This is a genomic window from Micromonospora sp. CNZ303 (assembly GCF_004345505.1).
In genome coordinates this window covers 465,453-479,405 of sequence record NZ_SLVT01000001.1, presented here as the reverse complement: position 1 = coordinate 479,405, position 13,953 = coordinate 465,453, and the positions used below count along the sequence as shown (strand labels likewise).

Below are 13,953 nucleotides of genomic sequence, written 5' to 3'. Positions count from 1 at the left end.
CTTCCTCGCGGCCATGATCGTCGCGTACGGCGTCGCCAACCTGCTCCAGTCGGTGGCCGCCGCGCGCACCACCGTGCACCACTCCTTCGACCCGGGGCTGCTGCTGCGGCTCGCGGGGCACCGCACGTACCTGGTCGGGCTCGGTTGCCAGGTCGCCGGGTTCGTGCTGGCCCTGCTCGCCCGCCGGGACCTGCCGCTGTTCCTGGTCCAGTCCAGCGTCGCCGCCGGGCTCGGGGTCACCGCCCTGCTCGGCGTGCTGGTGCTGAAGTGGCGGCTGCCGGCCGCCGAGGTGGCCCTGCTGGTGCTGCTGTTCGCCGGGATCACCGCGCTGGTGCTCTCCGCCGAGCCCGCGCCGGCCAAGCCGCTCGGCACCGCCGGCCTGATCGCCCTGGCCGTGGCGCTCGGCGTGATCGCCGTGATCGGCTTCTTCGCCGTACGCCTGCACGGGGCGCCCGGCTCGGTGGCGCTCGGCGCGCTGGCCGGGCTGGCGTTCTCCGCCGCCGCGGTGGCCGCCCGGCCCCTCGCCTCCGCCCCGACGCCGGAGGCGTTCGTCCAGGATCCGCTGCTCTACCTGCTGATCATCCACTCGGTCGTCGGCCAGCTGCTGCTCGGCCTGGCCATGCAACGCGGCTCGACCACGGCCGCCGTGGCGGCGATGGACGCCGCCGGGGCGGTGCCCGCCGCGATCGTCGGCCTGCTCCTGCTCAACGACAAGATCTGGCCCGGCCGGGAGTGGCTCGCCGCGGTCGGGTTCCTGGTCACCCTCGCGGCGGTCATCGGCCTCACCCGGTACGCCGAACCCCAGCACCACCACGCGGTGGCCGGGGAACGGGACCGGAGGATGGTGGGCGCCGGAGCGCCCGGTCGCCCGCTCTGAGCCGGGCCCGGGGGCGGCCGGCCCGGGTCAGGCCGCCTCGGACCGCCGGCCCCGGTCAGGCCGCCTCGACCGGCTTGCGGCGGCTCACCACCCGCTCGTAGAGGCGCTCCAGCGCGCCCGCCGTCCGCTCCCAGGTGTAGCTGCACCGCACCCGGTCGACGGCGGCGTGCCCGTACGCGAACCGCCCGGCGTTGTCGGCGAGCAGCCGGCGCAGCGTCACGCCCAGCGCGCGGACGTCGCCCGGCGGCACCAGCCGGCCGGTGACCTCGTCGACCACGGCGTCGGCGATCCCGCCCATGGAGTAGCCGACCACCGGCACCCCGCAGGCCATCGCCTCCAGCGACACCCGGCCGGCGGACGAGTAGTGCGGGGTGCAGGCGACCACGTCCGCCGAGCGGTACCAGGTGGCCATCTGTTCGTGCGGCACCGCGCCCACCAGCTTCACCTGGTCGGCCACCCCGCTGCGCTCGGCCAGCTCGCGCAGCCGCCGGGCCTCGGCGTGGTTGGCGAGCTGCCCGGCGGGCGGGCCGCCGGCGATCACCAGCTCGGCGTCGCCGACGAGTCGCATGGCCCGGATCAGGTCCTCCTGGCCGTGCCCGGCCGAGAGCCCGCCGACGGAGAGGATCCGGGGCCGCTGGTCGCGGGGGGCGGCCTCGCCGTCGGGGTGGAACTGCGCGGTGTCGACGCCGGCCGGCACCATCGCCACGGAGGCGCGTTGCAGCCCCATCCGGGTCAGCTCGTCGACCTCGTCGTTGCACTGGGCGACCGCGATGTCCACCGCCCGGGTCAGCGCCCGCTCCAGCGGGATCCGCTCCCCCGGCCCGTCGTACTGCCGGCCGAGGTGGCGCAGCTGCTCGACGCCGAGGGAGTGGAACGTCTGCACCACCGGGACGTCCGTCTCGCGGACCGCGTGCGCGGCGGCCAGCCCGCCGACCCAGTAGTGCCCGTGCACGACCTCGGGACCCCAGTCGCCCGTCCACCGCTCGGCCAGCCAGGCGCCGAACGCGGACACGTGCGGCACCAGTTCGGCGGTGGGCAGCGGGGCGGCCGGGCCGATCGGCACCCGCTCCACCCGGTAGCCGTCGACCGTCGCCGTCTCTGGCAGGGCCGGGTCGTCGCGGCGTTCGTACACCCGGACGTCGTGGCCCCGCGCGGCGAGTTCGGCGGCGACCCGGGCGATGTGCTGGTGGGTGCCGACGGTCAGGCCGTCGGTGCCCCTGGACGGGCCGGCGTGCGCGCAGACGAGGCCGACGCGCATGGGTCACCTCCATGCGATCTTCTCAAGCGGTGGTCCTCGGTCAGAGGGTCCCATTAACCGAACCCCCGGGAGCCGAAACCTGGCAGATCGGGAAGAGCCCGGCGGGTGCTTGCGCGACGGCAACTGTTGCGGGACGGGCGACACCCCGATCCGGGGCCGCGAGTATCCGACCGGCGCCGGCCGCATGACCCCCGCCGACGGGGGTACGGGCGAGGAATGCCACTCACCCGCAGCCTCGCCGACGCCACCGTCGTGCTCACCGGCGCCTCCAGCGGCATCGGTACGGCCACCGCGTACGCCCTCGCCCGGCGGGGCACCGCCGTGGTGCTGGCCGCCCGCAGCGAAGCGGCGCTGGAGGAGGTCGCCGTGCGGTGCCGGGAGTTGGGCGGGCGGGCGCTGGCGGTGCCGACCGACGTGACCGACCCGGCTGCCGTCGAGCGGCTCGCCGTCCGCGCGGTCGCCGAGTTCGGCCGGATCGACGGCTGGATCAACAACGCCGCGGTCGGCGCGGTCGGGCTCTTCGACGAGATCCCCGTGGCGGAGTTCCGCCGGGTGCTGGAGGTCAACCTGCTGGGCGCCGCGTACGGCACCCGGGCCGCCCTGCCCCACCTGAGCGCGGCGGGTGGCGGGGTGCTGGTCAACAACGCGTCCGTGCTGGCCGAGGTGGCGATGCCCTACCAGTCGGCGTACAACGCCACGAAGCACGGCATCCGCGGGCTGGCCGACACGGTCCGCCAGGAGATGCGGGTGACCGGGCGGGGCGACATCTCCATCTGCACGGTGCTGCCGGCCACCATCGACACCCCGTTCTTCCGGCACGCCGCCAACCACAGCGGCCGGGAGCTGGTGCCGCCGCCCCCGGTCTACCCGCCGGAGGTGGTGGCCGAGACGATCGTCCGGCTGCTGCGCCGCCCGAGGCGCGAGGCGTACGCCGGCGGCGCCGCCCGGCTGATCGGTCTCCAGTGGCGGCTCGCCCCGGCGTTCGCCGAGCGGGTCCTCGGCTGGTACGCGCACCGCACCCAGTTCGGGCCCGCCCCACGGCCGGAGAGCACCGGCAACGTCTTCCACGCCGACGCGGCGGCGCGGCGCGAGGGCGGCTGGCACGGCCGGCGGCGGCACCTGGTGCGGATGACCGCCGCCTTCGGGCTGGCCGCGGCGGGGACGGCCGTCGGGACGGTGGCCGCGATGACCCGGCGCGCGGGAACGAAACGCTGATGCCGGGGGCCGAGCGGTCGGGTGCGCGGTCCGGGCGGACGGTGCACGGTGCGCTGCCCGGCCCGCAAGGTGGGACGGAGCCGGTCATGTCCACCGACGCGGGCTGCCGGGTGGAGGCGGACGAGGCGTCGGGCGTGCTCCGGCTGACCGGGACCCTCGACCGGTCCGGCGTCGACGTGGTACGCGACGGCCTGCTCGCCCGGTTCTGTTGCCGACCCGGCCCGGTCCTCGCCGACCTCACCGCCCTGCGGGTGGCCGACCCGGCCGCCCGGGACGTCTTCGCCGAGGTGTGCCGGGAGGTACGCGACTGGCCCGCCGCCGACCTGCTGCTCTGCGATCCGACCGGCACCGTCGAGGGGGTGCCCGCCTGGCCGACCCTGGCCGGGGCGCTGGCCGGGCTGGCCGCCGCGCCGCTGGCCGCGGTGGCCGAGACCGACCTTCCCCCCGCCGTCGGGGCGGCCCGGCAGGCCCGGCAGCTCGTGACGGAGGGCTGCGGACGCTGGGGCCTGCCCGAGCTGATCGAGCCGGCCGGCATCGCGGTCACCGAGATGGTGAACAACGTGGTCGCCCACGCGCACACCCCGATGACGGTCCGCCTGGCACCCCGGGGCGGCGCGCTGCACCTGGCGGTACGCGACCACTCGCCACGCCAGCCGGCGTTCACCGGGCAGGCGCCGCTGGACACCGCGGGCGGGCGCGGCCTGCTGCTGATCGACACCGTCACCCGCAGCTGGGGCAGCAGCCGGGTGCCGGACGGCAAGGTCGTCTGGTGCGTGCTGCACACCGACGACGAGACCACCGCCGACCTCGGCTGACCGCCGCCCCGATTCCTGCCCCGCCGTCCCCCGACGTGCCCCTTTCGCCCGGATGGCCACGGGCGGCACCGGTTATGCCGGGAGGGCAGTGGGTAGTGATCAGCCATGCGCGACGACGAGTACCCGACCCCCGTGTCCGACCCCGAGGCGGAGGGCCTGCCCGACACCGCCGACGACGACTCGACCGCCAACGACGACGTCCTGACCGGGCGCGAGGCGGACGGTCCGGAGCCCGCCCAGCTGCCGGGCGACCGGACGCCGGTGGCGGTGGACCGGTACGGGAACACCGCCGAGGAGCAGCTCGACGGCGAGTCGCTGGACTACAAGCTCGACCGGGAGCAGCACGAACGCCCGGCCGACGACCCGCTCGCCGGCCCCGTCGACCCGGACATCGCCGCCGAGGCCGACAGCGAGGAGGCGGCGGCGCAGGCCCAGCTCGACGCGGACGTCATCGATCCCGGCCCCACCTCCGACCCGGACTCGCCGGTGTCCCTCTACGACCACGGCAAACTGGGCAGTGTCAGCGACGGCCAGGTCGGCCGGCTCGTCGAACCGGACGAGGGGGCGCACACCGACCAGGAGACCGACTCGGTGGCGTACGACGCCGGTTCGGCCGGCGGCGGCGCGAGCGCCGAGGAGCTGGCCATCCACGAGACGCGTCCGCCGCACTCGGTCTGAACCGGCCGGGGGCCGTCGGGGAACCCTTCGGGGGCGGTTCCCCGGCGGCCCTCAGTCGTCGAGGCCCCGTTCGATCGCGTACCGGGTCAGCTCGACCCGGTTGTGCAGTTGGAGCTTGCCGAGCGTGTTCTGCACGTGGTTCTGCACCGTGCGGTGGGCCAGCCCGAGCCGCTCGGCGATCTGCTTGTAGGACATCCCCTTGGCGACCAGGCGCAGCACCTCGGTCTCCCGGTCGGTGAGCCGGGGCGCCGGGCCGGCACCCCGGGCGTCGCGTCCGGCGGCATGTCCGGCACCGTCCGGGTCGGCCGCGAGCCGGCGGTACTCGCCGAGGACCAGCCCGGCCAGGCCGGGCGTGAAGACGGGCTCCCCCGCCGCCGTCCGGCGCACCGCCTCCAGGAACTCCGCCGGGGCGGCCGACTTGACCAGGTAGCCGGTGGCGCCCGCCTTCACCGCGTCGAGCACGCTCTGCTGCTCGCCGCTGGCCGAGAGCATCAGCACCCGCACCTCCGGCAGCACGGCGCGCAGCCCGCGGACCACCTCCACCCCTGAGACGTCCGGCAGTTGCAGGTCGAGGATCACCACGTCCGGCCGGGCGGCGGCGGCCACCCGCAGCGCCTGCCGGCCCTCCCCGCTGGCGGCGACGACGACGTGGCCGGCCTCGGTGAGGTCCCGGGCCACCCCCTCCCGCCACATCGGGTGGTCGTCGACCACCATCACCCGTACGCCCGTCACGGTTGTCCCTCCCTCGGAACGGTCAGTTCCAGCTCGGTGCCGGCGCCCGGCGCGGAGGTGATCCGCACCGTGCCGCCGAGGTCGGCGAGGCGACCCCGGATCGACCGGGCGACGCCGAGCCGGCCCTCGGCGGCGGCCTCCTCCAGCCGGCCGTCCGGAAACCCCGGCCCCTCGTCGCGGATCGACACGGTCACCGTCGTCCCCTCGTCCTCGACGAGCACCCAGGCCCGCCCGTCGGTGTGCCGGGCCACGTTGTCGAGGGCGGCGGCGGTCGCGGCGGTCAGTTCGTGGGCGACCCGTCCGGGCAGGAGCACCGGGGTGGCCGGCGCGGACAGCGAGACCGTCGCCGAGGCGTACCGGCCGAGCAGCCCACGCAGGTCCACCGGCCCGCCGTGGCCGGTGGGCGCGACCGGCGTGGCACCGCCGATGAGGGCGCGCAGCGCGGCCTCCTGTTCCCCGGCGAGCCGGGCCAGCTCCCCTGCCTCGCCGTCCAGGTGGGCGCCGCGCCGCTGCACCAGCGCCAGCACCTGGAGCACGCCGTCGTGGATGTCCCGGGCCAGCCGCTCCCGCTCCCGGGTGGCGGCCTCCAGCTCCACCGCCCGGTGCAGCCGTTCCTCGGCGGTCACCGCCAGCCGGGCGACGTGCCCGACCACCACGCCGGCGAGCAGCAGCAGGATCGTCCCGGTGAGCGACGACTGGCCGATCCGTTCGCGGGTGGCGAGGTCCACCGCGCCGAGCGCCAGCGCGGCGACCGTGCCCCGGCGCCGGCCGCCGGAGACCGCCCAGGCCAGCACCGGTCCGGCCAGCCAGGCCACGGTGAGGCTGGGCGCCCCGGCGGCGAGCGCCGTCCGCCCGATCACCCACGGGGTGGCCAGCATGATGCCGACGACGATCCCCAGGTCCGCCAGGAGCAGCGGCCAGCCTCGGCGGGCGGGGTGGGCGTAGCCGACGGCGGTCACGCCGGTCCAGGCCGCCATCAGCAGGACCAGGCCGCCGGCCGCGAGCGGGTGGGCGTACCGGTCGGCGTCCCGGAGCGCCACCACGCAGACGTACGCCAGGGAGGCCACGCGGAACACGGCGATGGCCCGCCAGAGCGGGACCTCGAAACCACCGGGCGGCGTCGACACGCCCGTCACGATGCCACAGCCGTCAGGACGGTCCCGTGGGCCGTCGGGTGCGCCCGGAGGAACCCTGACGTACGGTGGAAATGCCGCGAAACATCCACGATCCGCTGTCGGGACGGGGCCATGACGAATGCGGGACCCGGAGCACAGCGTACGGTTGTGCCCATCGAACCTTCCCTTCTCATCGCCGAGGCCTTCGACCAGGCCCAGGTGACCGAACTGCGCCACTCGGTCACCTCCTGCGCGCACGCGGCCGGCCTCGGCGGGCAGCGCCTGGACGACTTCGTGCTGGCGGTCAACGAGTTGATCACCAACGCGGTCCGGCACGGCGGCGGCCACGGCTGGCTCCGGCTGTGGCGGCAGTCGGGCCAGCTGTTCTGCGAGGTCTCCGACCACGGGCAGGGAATCAGCACGCAGCGGCTGGGCGACCGGAGCCGCCCCGCCGCCGACACCGCCGGCGGGTGGGGCCTCTGGCTGGCCCGGGAGCTGAGCGACAGCATGGACGTGGAGACCGGCACGCGCGGCACGACGGTCCGTATCAGCACCGCCGTCGCGGCCCCCCAGCACACCGGCCGCCACCGCCGCGACTGACCCTGCTGGCTCTGCGGCCCGGGCGGGTCAGGCGAAGAGGGCGCTGACCGATTCGCCGTTGTGGATCCGGCGCATCGCCTCGGCCAGCGCCGGCGCCACGGACAGGATCTCCAGCTTCGGCACCCGCTTGTCGGCGGGGATCGGCACCGTGTTGGTGCAGACGATCTCCAGCACGCCCTCCTGCTCACTCAGCCGCTGCAACGCGCCGCTGGAGAAGAGGCCGTGGGTGCAGGCCAGCCGGATCGAGCGGACCCTCAGCTCACGCAGGTGCTCCATCAGCTCGATCACCGTGCTGCCCTTGGCGATCTCGTCGTCCAGCACGATCACGTCCCGGTCGGTCACGTCGCCGATCACCGCGCTGATCTTGACCCGGTCGTCGCTGAACCGCTGCTTCGCCCCGGCGGCCACCGGGGTGCCGAGCCGCCGGGCGAACGCCGCCGCCTCCTTGGCGTTGCCGAGGTCCGGCGAGACCACCACCGTGTTGCTCAGGTCGTAGCGGGTGAAGTGGTCGGCCAGCTCGCGCAGCGCGTGCAGGTGGTCGACCGGCACGCTGAAGAAGCCGTGCACCTGGGGCGAGTGCAGGGTCATCGCCAGCACCCGGTCCGCGCCCGCCGAGGTGAGCAGGTCGGCGACGAGCCGCCCGCCGATCGAGATGCGCGGCGCGTCCTTCTTGTCGGAGCGCGCGTACGCGTAGTGCGGCAGCACCACGGTGATCCGGCCGGCCGAGGCGCCCCGGGCCGCGTCGATCATGAGCAGCAGCTCGACCAGGTTCTCCTGCACGGGCGGCACCAACGGCTGGATCAGGAAGACGTCCCGCTCCCGGCAGTTGGCCTGCAACTGCACTTCCAGGCAGTCGTTGGCGAACCGGGAGACCCGCACCGGGTGCAGCGGCACGTCGAGCTGGGCACAGATCTCGGCGGCGAGTTCGGGGTGGGCGGTACCACTGAAGACGGCGATGTCACGCACGTCCACACATCGTACGGACGTGAGCGGGACCCGCTCCCCGCCGGGGCCCGCCGCCGACCGGCGAAAATCCGTCGGGCCGGGTACGGTGCTGCCGTGACCCCCCAGTACGTCGCCGCCATCGACCAGGGCACCACCTCCTCGCGGTGCATCGTCTTCGACCGGGCCGGGGAGATCGTCTCCGTCGCCCAGCGGGAGCACCGGCAGATCTTCCCCCGGCCGGGCTGGGTGGAGCACGACGCCGAGGAGATCTGGGACAACGTCCAGCGGGTGGTCCGGGAGGCGCTGCACGCCGCCGGCACCGACGCCGCCGGGCTCGCCGCCGTGGGCATCACCAACCAGCGGGAGACCACGCTCGTCTGGGACCGGGAGACCGGGCGGCCGGTGGCCAACGCCGTCGTCTGGCAGGACACCCGCACCGCGCCGCTGCTGCGTGAGCTCGACCAGGCGTACGGTGAGGAGCGGTTCCGCTCCCGCACCGGCCTGCCGCTGGCCACCTACTTCGCCGGGCCGAAGTTGCGGTGGCTGCTGGATCACGTCGACGGGCTGCGCGGGCGCGCCGAGGCCGGCGAGGTGCTCTTCGGCACGATGGACAGCTGGCTGATCTGGAAGCTCACCGGCCGGCACGTCACCGACGTGACAAACGCCAGCCGCACCCTGCTGATGGACCTGAGCACCCTCGACTGGGACCCGGAGCTGCTCGACGCGATGGGGGTGCCGGCCGCGATGCTGCCGGAGATCCGCAGCTCCGCCGAGGTCTACGGAGAGGCCACCGGCGTCCTGGCCGGGGTGCCGGTCGCCAGCGCGCTCGGCGACCAGCAGGCCGCCCTGTTCGGGCAGACCTGCTTCCAGCCGGGCGAGGCCAAGTGCACCTACGGCACCGGCAGCTTCCTGCTGCTCAACACCGGCGCGAGCCCGGTCCCCTCCACCCACGGCCTGCTCACCACGGTCGCCTACCGCATCCAGGGCCAGCCCGCCGCGTACGCGCTGGAGGGGGCGATCGCGGTCACCGGCTCGCTGGTGCAGTGGCTGCGCGACAACCTCGGGCTGATCTCCACCGCGCCGGAGGTGGAGGAGCTGGCCCGCACCGTCGACGACAACGGCGGCTGCTACGTCGTGCCGGCCTTCTCCGGGCTGTTCGCCCCGCACTGGCGCAGCGACGCGCGCGGGGTCGTCGCCGGGCTGACCGGCTACATCACCAAGGGCCACCTGGCCCGGGCCGCGCTGGAGGCGTCCGCCTGGCAGACCCGCGAGGTGGTCGACGCGATGAACGCCGACTCCGACGTGGCGCTGCGCCGGCTGCGGGTCGACGGCGGGATGACCGCCAACGGGCTGCTGATGCAGTTCCTCGCCGACGTGCTCGACGTGCCGGTGGTGCGGTCCCGGATCACCGAGACCACCTGCCTCGGCGCGGCGTACGCGGCCGGCCTCGCGGTCGGCTTCTGGCCGGACCTGGCGACGCTGCGCGGCCAGTGGCGCTCCGACGCGCAGTGGGAGTCGACGATGGAACCGGCGCACCGGGAACGGGAGCTGCGCAACTGGCGCAAGGCCGTCCAGCGCACCCTCGACTGGGTCGACTGACGACACCGACCAGCGCCGCCGGTCACCTGGGCAGGTCGTGGGAAAGGGAGTAACCGGTCCTCACCGGTCCCATGATGTCCGCGAGCAGCGGCATGGTCAGGCGCGCCTGGCTCACCCCGTTGTCCAGTCCGCGCGTGCAGCCGTTCCAGTTGACCCGCACCCACACCTCGTCGTCCCGGTCCCGCACCAGCAGCAGGGCCTCGTAGCCGAGCGGGTCCGGCCGGGCGCAGGCCACACCGGCAGGCGCGGGGTTTGCCCCGGGACGGGCGGCGTTCAGCCCTGCGGCGAGCGCCACCGCCTCGGCACCGGAGAGCCGGACCGAAGCCTCGATCCGGTCCCGGCGCTCCCCGCGCGGGTTCGGCGATCCGTAGGAGCAGACGGAGATCGAGGACGGGAGGCTCGGCACGAAGGGCGTGTGCCCCTGATCCTCCGTGGTCTGCGCCGTCGACCGGCCCGGCGACCTCTGCCCAGGCAGCGGCGCGGGAGCGACCGGCCGGAGACGGGTGGGGCAGCCGGCGTGGTCGATCTCCACCAGCCGGACGCTGTCCAGGATCCGCCGGGTGGTGGCCTCTTCCCGCGTCCGCACGGTCACCGCGACCTGCCGCGCCGCAACGGTGACGGTGCCGGCGTACCGGCCGTCGGTCAGCCGTCCCTCGGCGCGGACGGCCGGCACCCCGCTGACCTCGACGGCCCGCTCCGGCAGCGCGACGGCTGTCGGCCATCCGCTCGGCGGCCCGGTGGGAATCTCGGTCAGCGGGCCGCCGGCCGGCCGGTCGCTGATGAAGGCGAGCTCCTTGTGGACCGGCTCCGGTGTGAAGCAGGCGGGCTGTATGCCGGCACCCCGCACCACGCTCGGCGCGTCGGTCTGCAAGCAGCCGGAGTCGTTGACCGTCCAGTGCGCCGGCACCTGGATCTCCGCGCCGAGGGAGCTCTCCCAGCGCCAGTCCGCCGTCGCCGCCCGGTCCTCGGCCGCCACGTCGACCGCCAGGGGCCGGGCCGGGCGGTCGCCGAACAGCGCCGGGATCACCCCGGCGGCGACGAGCACCGCCACGGCCGCCGCCCCGGCCCCCGCCACCCGGGCGCGGCGACGCCGCCGGGCCACCCGCGCCCGTACCGCCCCGGCCAGGTCCGTCGTGCCCTCCTCGGCCTCGGCCTCGTGGCAGAGGAACGTGTCCCGGACCAGCGTCTCGACGTCGTCCCTGCTCATGGCAGCGCCTCCCGATCGATGGTGGGCACCGTGGCCCGGAGCGTGGCGAGGGCGCGCGCCGCCTGCGACCGCACGGTGGCCGGGGCGCAGCCGAGGACCTCGGCGATCTGTGCGTCGGAGAGGTCCTCGTAGTAGCGCAGCACGAGCACCGCCCGCTGCCGGCGCGGCAGCCGGCGCAGCAGGGCCCAGGCCGCGTCGCGCGCCGCGTGGGCACCGGCGTCGTCCGGGCCGGCCGCGCCGTCGGCGGGGGCCTCGACCGGCAGTTCGCGCGAGGAGAGCCGCCGCCACCAGCGCAGGTTCTCGTTGACCAGAACCTGTTTGAGGTACGCCTCGGGCCGGCTCATCCCGGCCACCCGCGCCCACCGGACGTACGCCTTGGCCAGCACCGCCTGCACCAGGTCCTCGGCCTGGTGCCGGTCCCCGGTGAGCATGAGCGCGAACCGCAGCAGGGATCCCCCGCGGGCGGTCACGAACTCCTCGAACGTCGGCTGCATGGCACCTCCGCCCCAGGAAAGTCCATGGGGCGGCCGAGGTGCTGCACCGGTCGGGAAACCCGTTCGGGAATCAGTCCCAGCGGTTGCCGGTCAGCTTCTCGTAGACGTCGACGTAGCGGGCCCGGGTCGCCTCGACCACCTCGGCCGGCACCTCGGGCGCCGGGCCCTGCCGGTCCCAGCCGCTCTCCACCGCCCAGTCCCGCACGTACTGCTTGTCGTAGGAGAACTGCGTCCGGCCCGGCTGGTACGACTCCGCCGGCCAGAACCGGGACGAGTCGGAGGTGAGCAGCTCGTCGCCGACGGTCAGCGTGCCGTCCGGCGCCCAGCCCAGCTCGATCTTGGTGTCGGCGACCAGGATGCCCCGATCGGCGGCCAGCTCGGCGCCCCGGCGGTAGACGTCGAGCGTGATCCGGCGCAGCCGCTCGGCGGTCTCGACGCCGACCTTGTCCACCACCTCGGCGAAGGTGATCGGCTCGTCGTGCTCGCCCACCGGCGCCTTGGTCGACGGGGTGAAGATCGGCTCGGGCAGGATGGACGCCTCGACCAGCCCGCGCGGCAGCTCGACGCCGGAGACCGCGCCCGTGCGCTGGTACTCCTTCAGTCCACCGCCGGTCAGGTAGCCCCGGGCGACGCACTCCACCGCGACCATCTCCAGCCGCCGGCAGCGGATCGCCCGGCCGGCGAACTCCGCCGGCACGTCGGTGGCGGAGATGACGTGGTTCGGCACCATGTCGGCGAGCTGCTCGAACCACCACAGCGAGAGCGCGGTGAGCAGCTTGCCCTTGTCGGGGATCGGCGTCGGCAGCACCACGTCGTAGATCGAGATGCGGTCGGAGGCGACCAGGATCAGGTCCTCGCCGTCGGCGTAGACATCCCTCACCTTGCCCGAGTGCAGAAGTTCCACGCGCCCTAGTACACCATGCGGGCCGGCCACGGCCTCCGCCGGTGGCTGCGGGCATCGATGCGTACGCCTGGGTCGTGGTGGTGTGGCCGGACGTACGTTGACACCCTCGCGCGCGCCTGGGTGAATGATCCGGCCGCCCGCCCCACCGGTCCGCCAGGAGTTCTTCGTGCCCGTTGCCCGATCCCCGCTGCCCCGCGCCGAAGCGGATCCGGGCCGGCGTCGGGTGCTCGCCGCGATGCTGGGTGCGCCGGTGCTCGCGACCGGCGGGCTCACCGGGTGCACCGAGGGCCAGGCGGCCCCGGTGGAGACCGGGCCGGTCGAGCTGTCGGTCTTCTGGTACGGCGGGGCGAAGCGGGCCGAACTCACCGAGCGGGTGCTGCGGCTCTACACCGACCGCAATCCCCGCGTCGGTTTCCGGATCACCTGGCAGGGTGCCGGCGGCTACTACGACCGGCTGGCCACCCAGGCCGCGGGCGGCAACGTGCCCGACCTGATCCAGCTCGACGACAGCATGCTCACCGAGTACGCCCGCCGCGAGATCGTCCTGGACCTCAGCGGGTACGTCGCCGACCACCGCCTGGACCTGCGCACCCTGCCCCAGGGCCTGGTCCGGTACGGGCAGGTCGACGGTCGTACGGTCGGCGTCGCCGCGGCACAGACCGCCGCCGCCGTGGTCTACGACCGCACGCTGCTGCGCCGGCTGCGGCTGCCCGAGCCGAACACGGGAATGTCCTGGGCGGAGTACGTCGCCTGGGCGCGACGGGTCACCCGGGCGAGCGAGGGCCGGGTGGCCGGCACGATGGACCCCTCGGGCGACTACCGGGCGCTCTGGCTCTGGCTGCGCGGGCAGGGCGGCGAGTTCTACCGCGGTCGACAGCTCGGCTTCGACGCCGACGCGCTGGTCGAGTGGTTCGACCTGTGGCGGCGCGCCCGCTCCAGCCGGGCCACCCCGAGCGCCGCCCTCGTGGAGCAGGCCGACGGCGGCGAACCCGTTCAGCAGCTCGTGGTCACCGGCGCGACGGCCGCCTCGTTCGCCTGGTCGCACCAGCTGCCGGAACTCCAACGCCTCACCGACGCCGAGCTGGGCCTGGCCGCCATGCCGGGTCCTCCGGAGGCGCAGTGGCACCGGGCGTCGATGTACTGGGCGGCCTTCCGCGGCACCCGGCACCCCGACCTGGTCGCGGACGTGATCAACTTTCTGACCGGCAACGGCGAGGCGGGGAGCGTGCTCGGTCACGAGCGCGGGCTCAGCCCCAGCCTCGCCGTGCGCAGCTACGTCGAGGGCAGCATCACCGAGCCGGCGCAGCGGCGCGCGGCGGCCCTCGGCACCGCACTGGCCGCCCGGCTGGGACCGGCGCCCAGTCCACCGCCGCAGGGCCACCCCCGGGTGCGGGCGCTGCTGCTGGAGGCCGCCGAGAGCATCCGCAGCGGCAGGACCGGCCCCCGGGCGGCGACGACCCGCTTCATGGCCCGGGCGGACGCGGCGCTGGCCGGATAGAACCGGTCACCGCGAG

The 13,953-nt window shown here is 75.0% G+C and carries 13 protein-coding genes and 1 pseudogene; 7 read left to right on the top strand and 7 right to left on the bottom strand.

Annotation, left to right across the window (positions count from 1 at the left end; all coding sequences use genetic code 11):
- The first annotated feature begins 13 nt into the window (after positions 1 to 13).
- Positions 14 to 978 (top strand): annotated as a pseudogene (locus EV374_RS02330) (hypothetical protein).
- Here the strand turns inward: EV374_RS02330 and EV374_RS02325 are convergent.
- Positions 933 to 2,135 (bottom strand): glycosyltransferase, encoded by a 1,203-nt coding sequence (locus tag EV374_RS02325; RefSeq protein WP_132231091.1) that lies wholly within the window; start codon positions 2,133 to 2,135, stop codon positions 933 to 935. The pseudogene EV374_RS02330 and the gene EV374_RS02325 sit on opposite strands and share 46 nt — an antisense overlap.
- Before the next feature lie 216 nt (positions 2,136 to 2,351).
- On the opposite strand from EV374_RS02325, the gene EV374_RS02320 reads away from it, so the two are divergent.
- The 3 genes from EV374_RS02320 to EV374_RS02310 all read left to right on the top strand — a co-directional run bounded on the left by EV374_RS02320 (position 2,352) and on the right by EV374_RS02310 (position 4,843).
- On the top strand, positions 2,352 to 3,350 hold the full coding sequence (locus EV374_RS02320; protein ID WP_132231090.1) for an SDR family oxidoreductase: 999 nt from the start codon (positions 2,352 to 2,354) through the stop codon (positions 3,348 to 3,350).
- Positions 3,351 to 3,436: 86 nt separating this feature from the next.
- A complete protein-coding gene (locus tag EV374_RS02315; protein WP_486485532.1) occupies positions 3,437 to 4,165 on the top strand; it encodes an ATP-binding protein in 729 nt (242 codons plus the stop codon).
- A gap of 105 nt (positions 4,166 to 4,270) precedes the next feature.
- A complete protein-coding gene (locus EV374_RS02310; RefSeq protein ID WP_132231088.1) occupies positions 4,271 to 4,843 on the top strand; it encodes a DUF5709 domain-containing protein in 573 nt (190 codons plus the stop codon).
- Positions 4,844 to 4,894: 51 nt separating this feature from the next.
- Here EV374_RS02310 and EV374_RS02305 read toward each other — a convergent pair whose 3' ends face one another.
- Both EV374_RS02305 and macS read right to left on the bottom strand, forming a co-directional pair.
- Positions 4,895 to 5,557, bottom strand: a complete 663-nt coding sequence (locus tag EV374_RS02305; RefSeq protein ID WP_132231362.1) for a response regulator transcription factor — start codon at positions 5,555 to 5,557, stop codon at positions 4,895 to 4,897.
- 14 nt (positions 5,558 to 5,571) lie between these two features.
- Positions 5,572 to 6,702: a MacS family sensor histidine kinase gene (macS, locus tag EV374_RS02300; protein ID WP_486485531.1), complete on the bottom strand. Its 1,131-nt coding sequence runs from the start codon at positions 6,700 to 6,702 to the stop codon at positions 5,572 to 5,574.
- Positions 6,703 to 6,822: 120 nt separating this feature from the next.
- Between macS and EV374_RS02295 the strand changes: the two genes are divergently transcribed.
- Positions 6,823 to 7,290, top strand: coding sequence for an ATP-binding protein (locus tag EV374_RS02295; RefSeq protein WP_132231087.1), 468 nt, complete (start codon positions 6,823 to 6,825; stop codon positions 7,288 to 7,290).
- A gap of 27 nt (positions 7,291 to 7,317) precedes the next feature.
- Here EV374_RS02295 and EV374_RS02290 read toward each other — a convergent pair whose 3' ends face one another.
- A complete protein-coding gene (locus tag EV374_RS02290) occupies positions 7,318 to 8,256 on the bottom strand; it encodes a ribose-phosphate diphosphokinase (protein WP_132231086.1) in 939 nt (312 codons plus the stop codon).
- A 93-nt stretch (positions 8,257 to 8,349) separates the two neighbouring features.
- Here EV374_RS02290 and glpK point away from each other — a divergent pair, with 93 nt between their 5' ends.
- Entirely contained in the window at positions 8,350 to 9,834 is a 1,485-nt protein-coding gene (gene glpK / locus EV374_RS02285) for a glycerol kinase GlpK (RefSeq protein ID WP_132231085.1), read from the top strand.
- A gap of 22 nt (positions 9,835 to 9,856) precedes the next feature.
- Here the strand turns inward: glpK and EV374_RS02280 are convergent, their stop codons facing one another.
- The 3 genes from EV374_RS02280 to EV374_RS02270 all read right to left on the bottom strand — a co-directional run bounded on the left by EV374_RS02280 (position 9,857) and on the right by EV374_RS02270 (position 12,439).
- A complete protein-coding gene (locus EV374_RS02280) occupies positions 9,857 to 11,041 on the bottom strand; it encodes a hypothetical protein (protein WP_132231084.1) in 1,185 nt (394 codons plus the stop codon).
- Positions 11,038 to 11,535 (bottom strand): SigE family RNA polymerase sigma factor, encoded by a 498-nt coding sequence (locus tag EV374_RS02275; RefSeq protein ID WP_132231083.1) that lies wholly within the window; start codon positions 11,533 to 11,535, stop codon positions 11,038 to 11,040. Before EV374_RS02275 ends, EV374_RS02280 begins: the two co-directional genes overlap by 4 nt.
- Positions 11,536 to 11,605: 70 nt before the next feature.
- Positions 11,606 to 12,439 (bottom strand): phosphoribosylaminoimidazolesuccinocarboxamide synthase, encoded by an 834-nt coding sequence (locus tag EV374_RS02270; protein WP_132231082.1) that lies wholly within the window; start codon positions 12,437 to 12,439, stop codon positions 11,606 to 11,608.
- Positions 12,440 to 12,605: 166 nt separating this feature from the next.
- Between EV374_RS02270 and EV374_RS02265 the strand changes: the two genes are divergently transcribed.
- A complete protein-coding gene (locus EV374_RS02265) occupies positions 12,606 to 13,937 on the top strand; it encodes an ABC transporter substrate-binding protein (RefSeq protein ID WP_486485530.1) in 1,332 nt (443 codons plus the stop codon).
- Positions 13,938 to 13,953 lie beyond the last annotated feature (16 nt).

Bases quoted from the DNA above. Each gene is read 5' to 3' on its own strand.
- EV374_RS02325 (WP_132231091.1), bottom strand. From the start codon at position 2,135: ATGCGCGTCGGCCTCGTCTGCGCGCACGCCGGCCCGTCCAGGGGCACC.
- EV374_RS02320 (WP_132231090.1), top strand. From the start codon at position 2,352: ATGCCACTCACCCGCAGCCTCGCCGACGCCACCGTCGTGCTCACCGGC.
- EV374_RS02315 (WP_486485532.1), top strand. From the start codon at position 3,437: ATGTCCACCGACGCGGGCTGCCGGGTGGAGGCGGACGAGGCGTCGGGC.
- EV374_RS02310 (WP_132231088.1), top strand. From the start codon at position 4,271: ATGCGCGACGACGAGTACCCGACCCCCGTGTCCGACCCCGAGGCGGAG.
- EV374_RS02305 (WP_132231362.1), bottom strand. From the start codon at position 5,557: ATGGTGGTCGACGACCACCCGATGTGGCGGGAGGGGGTGGCCCGGGAC.
- EV374_RS02295 (WP_132231087.1), top strand. From the start codon at position 6,823: ATGACGAATGCGGGACCCGGAGCACAGCGTACGGTTGTGCCCATCGAA.
- EV374_RS02280 (WP_132231084.1), bottom strand. From the start codon at position 11,041: ATGAGCAGGGACGACGTCGAGACGCTGGTCCGGGACACGTTCCTCTGC.
- EV374_RS02275 (WP_132231083.1), bottom strand. From the start codon at position 11,535: ATGCAGCCGACGTTCGAGGAGTTCGTGACCGCCCGCGGGGGATCCCTG.